Source organism: Immundisolibacter sp. (assembly GCF_041625615.1).
Classification (GTDB): domain Bacteria; phylum Pseudomonadota; class Gammaproteobacteria; order Immundisolibacterales; family Immundisolibacteraceae; genus Immundisolibacter.
Genome location: NZ_JBFJTF010000133.1, coordinates 1 through 6129, shown reverse-complemented (window position 1 = coordinate 6129; position 6129 = coordinate 1). Strand labels below are relative to the sequence as shown.

Below are 6129 nucleotides of genomic sequence, written 5' to 3'. Positions count from 1 at the left end.
GTCGTAGGTGTTGGCGGCGGTCTTGACGAAGTACAGCACCGTGTCGTGCGGGTTGCCGAGCGAGTCGTAGAACGTGAGCGAACTCGAGTTGGTGTAGCTGCCGGCCACGTTGGGATCGAACGGCGTGACGCTGACCACCGGGGCGGTGGCGCGCAGGTTGACGCCGACGTCGACCTGGCCGGTGGCGTTGGGGGCAACGTCGGAGGTATCGATCTGCAGTGGCAGCGGCGAGCCGGCTGGCATGCCCGCGGTATCGACCGTGAAGGCCATCAGCTTCTGGCCGGCGCTGTTGGTGACGAAACCGGACCGGTCGACGCCGAAGGCGCCGGCACGCGAGTAGACCTGGCTGCCGTTGTCCTGCAGCAGGAAAAAGCCGCCGCCGGAGATGGCCAGGTCGAAGTTGTTGTTGGTGGACTTGATGTTGCCCTGGTCGAACTGCTGGTTGATGGCCGCCGTGCGCACGCCGCGGCTGACCGCCAGCGACGACACGCCGAGATTGGAGCCGGTGTAGATGTCGGCAAACTCGGCGCGCGACTGCTTGAAGCCGTTGGTGTTGACGTTGGCAATGTTGTTGCTCGCGATGTCGAGCTGGGTGGTGGCGGCGTTCAGGCCGCTGATAGCCGTTTCGAAAGCCATGAAAATGCTCCTTGAGAAAGGGTCTAGCGACCGTTACATCACCTGCTTGACGGCGCCCAGATCGGTAACGCCATAACCTTCCAGAACCAGCTGCACGGCCTGCCCGTCGGCGCCCAGCAGCACGCTGTCCACCCGCGCCGCGGCGAGGGTCGGCACCGCCGCCCCCGTGCCGGGGTCGGCGTAGACCCGGTAATACCCGGGTGCCGCGCCGGCGCCATTGGCCAGACTGCCGTCCCAGGCGAAGCGCACCAGTCCCGCCGGCTGGTGGCCAAGCGACACCTGACGCACCAGACGCCCGGCACTGTCGTAGATGCTGATCTTCAGGTCCGCCGCGTCGGCGCCCAGATTCACCGCGCCGGTCAGCGCCCCGCCCAGCGGCAGCAGCGTGGCCTCGCCGTCCAGCAGCACATCACGGCCGACCAGCTGCGTGGCCTGCGCAGCGCGGCTCGAGTTCAGACTGGCCGACAGATCCGCGATACCGGTGTTCAGTTCGCTCACCCCGCTGACCATGCTCAGCTGCGCCATCTGCGCCACCATGTCGTTCGCTTCCATGGGCTTGCTCGGGTCCTGGAAGCGCAGCTGGGCCGACAGCAGGGACATGAAGTCTTCCTGGTTGAGCACCGTGCGCCGCTCCTTGGGCGGCGCCAGCGTGTCACTGCCGCGCAGCCCGGCGGCGGCTAGCGTGTCGGCGGCATTCATGCGCCGTCTCCCAGGCGCAGGGTGCGCTGAATCAGTTCCTGCACGGTGCCCAGCGCCTGGGCCGCGCTCTCGTAGGAACGCGAGGCGGAGATCATGTCGGCCATCTGCTCCACCGGCCGCACGTTGCTGTAGTAGACGTAGCCCTGGGCATCGGCCAGCGGGTGACCGGGCTGATACTCGGCCCGCGCCGGCGCCTGGCTGACGGCCACTTCGCGCACCTGCACGCCGACCGCAGCACCGTCACCGCGCGCCTGGTCCAGCACTGCCGCGAACACCGGCACGCGTGCCCGGTAGGCCGCCTCCGGACTGCCGGCGGCCTGGTCCGCGTTGGCCAGGTTGCTGGCCACCGTGTTCAGGCGCACGGTCTGCGCCGCCAGCGCCGAGCCGAGCGTGTCGAACATTCGAAAGTCGCTCATGACCTGTTACTCCCCGCGCAGGGCCGTCATCAGCCCACGTATGCGGCCGTTCAGGAAATTCAGACTGGCCAGATAGCGGTTGGCGTTCTCACCGAAGGCCGCCTGCTCGGTCGCCACGTCCACCGTGTTGCCGTCCAGCGACGGCTGCAGCGGCACGCGGTACAGCGCCTGTGGCGCGGCGTTGCTCCCCACTTCCGCGAAGTGGTTTTCCTGGGTCACCCGCAGCGGTGCCACGGCGCTCTGCGCGCCGGCCAGTGCCTGCCGGAAATCGATGTCACGCGCCTTGAATCCGGGCGTGTCGGCATTGGCCAGGTTGGCCGCCAGCAGCTGTGACCGTTCAGCCCGCAACTGCAATGCCGTGCCGTGCACGCCGAATGCTTTGTCGATCAGGTTTGCCATGCCGGTCTCCGCGGCGTACTGCGTTCGCGGCTCCTTTAAGCACGAGCCGGGCCAGATCCCTGGAAACCGCTCCAGTACGCGCCACACGGGGTCATTGACACCCCCTTGAAGCGGTGCCGCCCGCGCGTTCGGCAACGCCTTGCCGCAACACCGGCGGCGGTTTGCCGGCACCACATGCCAGCCCACGGCCTCGCGCCGCATCAGTACGGCGGTGGCATGACCCGTGCTAGCCCGTCCTGGAGGAAGCCGCGCGCCGGGGCACGCCCGCCGGCGCGAACCACAGTTCAAGGAGTCGATTCATGCCTCGCCACCCACGCCGTATGGCGCGCTGCACCGCTCTGTTATGCGCGGTACTGGTCAATACCACCGTGCAGGCGGCACAGGCACCTGCGAGCCTGGTCACTGCGGCGCGGCAGGCGGCGCTGGAAGCAGCCGCGGCAACGGACGTCAAGAATCCGACCATCACGGTCACCCGCCCTGACCCGCGCCTGCGCCTGGCCGACTGCCCGGCCCCACTGACGGCGCAGCTGACCGGCACGGCACGACTGCCCGGCCGCGCGGTGGCACGCGTGAGCTGCCCGCAGCCCCCGGGCTGGTCCATTCACCTGCCATTGCACGTGCAGGCCAGCGCCGAAGTGCTGGTGGCCGCACGCGCCCTGCCACGTGGTCACCACGTACAGGCCCAGGATCTGGCCCGTCGCAAGGCAGAGCTGAGCGCGCTCAATGGTCAATACGTGCTCGACGCCGACGCGGCGATCGGCCAGGCCCTGCGTCATGCAGTGAGCGCCGGCGAACGCCTGCGCCCGGCGCTGCTCGAGGCGCCGCTGCTGGTTCGCCGCGGCGAACCGGTGATCATCGAGCTCCAGGGCGCCAGCTTTGCCATCCGCGCCAGTGGCCGGGCACTGGGCAGCGGTCCGGAAGGCGCCCGCGTCGCGGTGGAGAATCCTGTTTCAAAACGTGTCGTGCACGGCACGGTAACCGCGCCGGGCCGCATTACGGTGAAATTTTGACAGTGCTGCTAAAGTTCCTACAGAGCGTGACGATAAGCGGACAGCCGCCGCACTCGGCGACACCAGAAGCTGGAGTCATTCCATGGAAATCAGGCCCACGTCAGGCATCTCGGAAACACAGAAAACCGACGTTGCCAACCTCCGGGCGCAGACACGTGACACCATGCCCGGAACGCGCCCCGGCCGCGGAGATGAAAGCGTCAACCTCACCGACAGCGCCCGGCAACTGCACGACCTGCAAGGCGCCGTGGCCGGCACGCCGGCCGTCGACCACGCGCGCGTCACGGCACTTCGCACCGCCATCGCCAATGGCAGTTACCAGATCGACGCGCAGCGCATCGCCGACGGACTGCTGGCGCAGGAGCACGTCGCCGCCGGCTGAATGCCCGCGCCGCACGTGACGCGTAACGCGCGATGACCGCCCCCCTGCTGGCGCCCGAAACCGACCCTGGGCCGGTGCTGACCGCGCTGCGCGACGCGCTGCAACAGGAATACGCCGCCCTGTGCCAGGGCGATGGCGTAGCGGTGCTCGACAGCGCACGCACCAAACAACAGCTAACGGAACGCTTGGCCGCCCTGGCTCCCGCCGGTTGTGCGTGGCCGGCGGCATGGACTGACCTGGCGCGTCTGTGTGACGACCTGAACCGGCGCAACGGCGAGGTTCTGCGCCTGCAGCAAAGCACGCTGGCCCGCGCCATGCGTGTGCTGTCCGGCAACGAGGCGGCCCCCTGCCTGTACGGCGCCCGCGGACAGACCCACACCCCTGCCGCTGGCCGTCACATCACCAGCGCCTGAGCCCGCCTGGCGACCGTTCACTCCGACCGCAGCACGCCTTGCCAGGGCCGCGCACCTGCTCCAAACGCCACGAACGGCGCATTCAGGAGCGACGCCTTGTTGTAGGGCAGTGGCTGCAACTGGAAATCGGTCAGCTGGCCGCCAGCCTGTTCCAACACACACTGCGCCGCCGCGGTGTCCCACTCGCTGGTCGGCCCGTGGCGGGGATACACGTCCGCCTCGCCGGCCGCCACCAGGCAGATCTTCAGCGAGCTGCCGATCGACACGATCTGACACCCCGGCAAGGCATCGAGCAGCTCACCCAACTGCGCGCTGGCGTGTGAGCGACTGGCCACCACGCGCAGCGGCCCACCGGCGTAGTGGCTGACACGCAGCGGCCGTCGTGTGCCATCGGCCGCCTCATGCAAGGCACCCGCCCCGCGGGCACCCGCGTACACCTCCGCGCGCACCGGCACCTGGACGACGCCCAGCACGGGCCGGCCGTCTTCGATGAGGGCGATGTTGACGGTGAACTCGCCGTTGCGCTTGACGAACTCGCGCGTGCCGTCAAGCGGGTCCACCAGCCAGTATCGCTGCCAACTGCGCCGCTGCGCGTACGGAACGCTGGCGCCCTCCTCCGACAGCACCGGGAAACCGCCCGGCAGCGCGGCCAGGGCGTCGACGATCACCGCGTGCGCAGCGCGATCCGCGGCCGTCAGCGGCGAACGGTCATCCTTGTGCTCGACGGCGAACTCACTGTCGTAGATCTCCAGGATGGCGCCGGCCGCGCGCCGCGCGATCTCGATCACCGGCTCCAGCAGTGCGGCGGGCTCGAACTGAGGCGTCATGATGTTTCGTCCCTCGGGTATTGGCGGCCACCGCGCAGCACGGCCGGCAATGCCGGCAATACGCTGGCGACGATGACCAGGGTCCACTGTTCCGGCGTCGGACGCGCCAGTTGCAGCACGTGCGCCAACGGCGGATAGAACACGGCAAGTCCGATCAATATCACGCACACACCCAGCGCCCCCCATACGTACGGGTTGCGGGTGATCGCGTTCGACCAGCGGGAACTGCCCGCAGGGCGCATGTTGAACACATGCCACAACTGCGCCAGGGCCAGCGTCAGGAACGCCACCGCCACGGCTTGTCGCTCCGTGGCCGCCAGCGGCCCGAGCGCCAACGCGAACGCCATCAGCGTGGTCAGCGTAATGGCACCACCGTACCAGGCAATCCGCCACCAGTGCTGCCGGGTCAAGATGGGCTCGGCCGGTGGACGCGGCGGGCTGCGCATCTCGCTGCCGTCCGCTTCGCCGGCGCCGAGCGCCAACGCCGGAAACACGTCGGTGACGAGATTCAGAAACAGGATCTGCAACGGCAGCAGGGGCAGCGGGCCACCGGCCAAGGTCGCGAGGCCCACCACCAGCACCTCGCTCAGATTGCACGACAGCAAGTACACCGCGAACCGGCGAATGTTGGCGAAAATCACCCGCCCCTGCGTCACAGCCGACGCGATGCTGGCGAAGGCATCGTCGCGCAGCACCATGGCGGCGGTCTGACGTGCCACCTCGGTGCCCCGCTGCCCCATGGCCACGCCGATATCGGCCTGACGCAACGCCGGTGCGTCGTTGACACCGTCGCCGGTCATGGCAACCACGTCACCGTGAGCCTGCAGGCGCGTCACCAGTGCCATCTTCTGCTCCGGACTCACGCGCGCGAAGACGCCGGCCGCCAGCACCGCCTGCTCCCCACCGTAGTCCTCCGGCCGCTCCAGCGCCTCTCCCGGCAACACGGGCGACGCCTGCCCGACGGCGTCGAACAGCCCCATTTCCTGCGCCACGAAGCCGGCCGTGGCCGGCTGATCCCCGGTGACCACCACCACCCGTATGCCGGCCGCCCGGCACTGAGCGATCGCCGGCTTTACCTCGGCTCGCGGTGGGTCCATGAGCCCGACCAGGCCCAACAGCACCACCTCGGCATAGGGGTCATCCGGCACGCTCGCGCAGTACCTCTCCCCCAGCGCCAGCACGCGCAGGCCGCCGCGCGCCAGAGCCCGGTTGGCCTCCAACCACCGCTGGCGCTCGGGCGCAGTCAGCGGTCGCGGCCGGCCGGTGGCGTCGGCCTGTGCCACGCTGCGCTCGAGCACCGCTTCCGGGGCGCCTTTGACAGCGACCCGACAGCCGCCCTCGACGCTG

General features: G+C 69.1%; 9 protein-coding genes. 3 read left to right on the top strand and 6 right to left on the bottom strand.

Annotated elements, in window-relative coordinates; all coding sequences use genetic code 11:
* The 4 genes from ABYX71_RS09875 to flgB form a co-directional block, all read right to left on the bottom strand.
* A partial coding sequence (locus ABYX71_RS09875; RefSeq protein ID WP_372696331.1) for a flagellar hook-basal body complex protein occupies positions 1-636 on the bottom strand: 636 nt, incomplete at its 3' end.
* A 33-nt stretch (positions 637-669) separates the two neighbouring features.
* Positions 670-1335, bottom strand: coding sequence for a flagellar hook assembly protein FlgD (locus tag ABYX71_RS09870; RefSeq protein WP_372696330.1), 666 nt, complete (start codon positions 1333-1335; stop codon positions 670-672).
* A complete protein-coding gene (flgC, locus tag ABYX71_RS09865; RefSeq protein ID WP_372696329.1) occupies positions 1332-1751 on the bottom strand; it encodes a flagellar basal body rod protein FlgC in 420 nt (139 codons plus the stop codon). Before flgC ends, ABYX71_RS09870 begins: the two co-directional genes overlap by 4 nt.
* A gap of 6 nt (positions 1752-1757) precedes the next feature.
* Positions 1758-2150: a flagellar basal body rod protein FlgB gene (flgB, locus tag ABYX71_RS09860; RefSeq protein ID WP_372696328.1), complete on the bottom strand. Its 393-nt coding sequence runs from the start codon at positions 2148-2150 to the stop codon at positions 1758-1760.
* 299 nt (positions 2151-2449) lie between these two features.
* On the opposite strand from flgB, the gene flgA reads away from it, so the two are divergent.
* The 3 genes from flgA to ABYX71_RS09845 all read left to right on the top strand — a co-directional run bounded on the left by flgA (position 2450) and on the right by ABYX71_RS09845 (position 3955).
* Positions 2450-3160: a flagellar basal body P-ring formation chaperone FlgA gene (flgA, locus tag ABYX71_RS09855; RefSeq protein WP_372696327.1), complete on the top strand. Its 711-nt coding sequence runs from the start codon at positions 2450-2452 to the stop codon at positions 3158-3160.
* A gap of 82 nt (positions 3161-3242) precedes the next feature.
* Positions 3243-3542 carry a flagellar biosynthesis anti-sigma factor FlgM gene (flgM, locus tag ABYX71_RS09850; RefSeq protein ID WP_372696326.1) on the top strand — a complete coding sequence of 100 codons (300 nt, stop codon included), beginning with the start codon at positions 3243-3245 and terminating at the stop codon, positions 3540-3542.
* Between the two features lie 32 nt (positions 3543-3574).
* Entirely contained in the window at positions 3575-3955 is a 381-nt protein-coding gene (locus ABYX71_RS09845) for a hypothetical protein (protein WP_372696325.1), read from the top strand.
* A gap of 17 nt (positions 3956-3972) precedes the next feature.
* Here the strand turns inward: ABYX71_RS09845 and cysQ are convergent, their stop codons facing one another.
* Positions 3973-4782 (bottom strand): 3'(2'),5'-bisphosphate nucleotidase CysQ, encoded by an 810-nt coding sequence (gene cysQ, locus ABYX71_RS09840; protein ID WP_372696324.1) that lies wholly within the window; start codon positions 4780-4782, stop codon positions 3973-3975.
* The coding region (locus tag ABYX71_RS09835; RefSeq protein WP_372696323.1) for a cation-translocating P-type ATPase at positions 4779-6129 on the bottom strand (1351 nt) is incomplete at its 5' end. The genes cysQ and ABYX71_RS09835, both read right to left, overlap by 4 nt.

What these genes read in the sequence shown, in the direction of transcription:
- ABYX71_RS09845 (WP_372696325.1), top strand. Translation starts at nt 3,575, where the DNA reads ATGACCGCCCCCCTGCTGGCGCCCGAAACCGACCCTGGGCCGGTGCTG.
- flgB (WP_372696328.1), bottom strand. Translation starts at nt 2,150, where the DNA reads ATGGCAAACCTGATCGACAAAGCATTCGGCGTGCACGGCACGGCATTG.
- cysQ (WP_372696324.1), bottom strand. Translation starts at nt 4,782, where the DNA reads ATGACGCCTCAGTTCGAGCCCGCCGCACTGCTGGAGCCGGTGATCGAG.
- flgM (WP_372696326.1), top strand. Translation starts at nt 3,243, where the DNA reads ATGGAAATCAGGCCCACGTCAGGCATCTCGGAAACACAGAAAACCGAC.
- flgA (WP_372696327.1), top strand. Translation starts at nt 2,450, where the DNA reads ATGCCTCGCCACCCACGCCGTATGGCGCGCTGCACCGCTCTGTTATGC.
- flgC (WP_372696329.1), bottom strand. Translation starts at nt 1,751, where the DNA reads ATGAGCGACTTTCGAATGTTCGACACGCTCGGCTCGGCGCTGGCGGCG.
- ABYX71_RS09870 (WP_372696330.1), bottom strand. Translation starts at nt 1,335, where the DNA reads ATGAATGCCGCCGACACGCTAGCCGCCGCCGGGCTGCGCGGCAGTGAC.